The sequence below is a fragment of the Psychrobacter vallis genome, from assembly GCF_904846715.1.
Taxonomy (GTDB): Bacteria; Pseudomonadota; Gammaproteobacteria; order Pseudomonadales; family Moraxellaceae; genus Psychrobacter; species Psychrobacter vallis.
Map to the genome: position 1 here is coordinate 1 of NZ_CAJHBU010000052.1, position 1128 is coordinate 1128.

Sequence of the window (1128 nt, forward strand, 5' to 3'; positions counted from 1 at the left end):
GCAACAATCAGTCTAGGCGAGCGCAACTGCTCGCAGAGATAGTCATCCAGCAAGCCATGTTTTAACTGATATACCGTTTTCTTTGTCTGCCTAGCAATACGGGTCAAACTTATCCAAACTAATATAGAACAGCAAATATGATTGCGCTGAATACGTGCTTTTCGACACTGATTAGACTCTATACCTGTTAATTGCTTAATCTCACGATGAAACTGCTCAATTTTCCAGCGTATGGCGCACACCTGTTGTACGTCATCACGATTTGTTTGAGTGGTGTCGTTGGTTACGACCCAATCCGTGCGGTGAGTACTCACCACAACCCGAAACAGTTGCACTTTATAGTGTTTAGGAAATTTATTGATCTTAATTAATTTGCCATTATCTTGTTCGGCCTCAGTCCATTGTAAAGCACTGACTGAGGTATAAGCGCGTTGCCCCTTAGAATCATCAACCAAACGGTTGCTCTTAAGCGGACAGTAAAAGATTTTACCTAAACCATCAATGGTCAGCATGATATCTTTAGTAGCATACCAGCTGTCCATGAGCACCGTTTTAAATACCAATTGCTTGTACTCGATCGTGTGTCGTAACATATCTTTTAAATGATCAAGCTTGGTTTTACCATCGATGGCTTTGTCGTAAATACGGTAGTCAATAACCCAATACTGCTGGGTATGCGGGTTAACGTAGATGCAGTTTACAAGACCAATGCCTTTAATTAATCGTTTAGCATTGCCACTATATTGGCGGTTGACCAGTTCTATCTTATGACTGTGATCTTTGTCTAATACGGTATCATCAAAGAGCAAGTAACCCTCAGCATCGGCGACAATGTCTTGTTTAACTTGTTCCCATACTAGACGAGGTTTGAGCTTGTCACCTTTAATATAACGGTTGATACGGTCATGACTGATGTTCTCAGGATGATGATCAGCATAGTTGGTGATGGTGTAGTTTATCTGGCTCACCATGAGATACTGGCAATAATCTAGTCGGGTTACTTTAGGCTTCTTCATGACTATTATGGTACTACGCTATGCTTTAGGTTGGCAATATATCTCTGGTTTTGCGTAAGTCCTAATAGACATGAATTTGTCTCAATTGAGGAATTGGAAGAAACTGTGAGAG

1 protein-coding gene is annotated in these 1128 nt (G+C 41.0%); it reads right to left on the reverse strand.

The genetic code is table 11. The features are described 5' to 3' along the window. The coding region (locus tag JMY02_RS13555) for an IS701 family transposase (protein WP_201599183.1) at window positions 1-1016 on the reverse strand (1016 nt) is incomplete at its 3' end. Window positions 1017-1128: the final 112 nt, after the last annotated feature.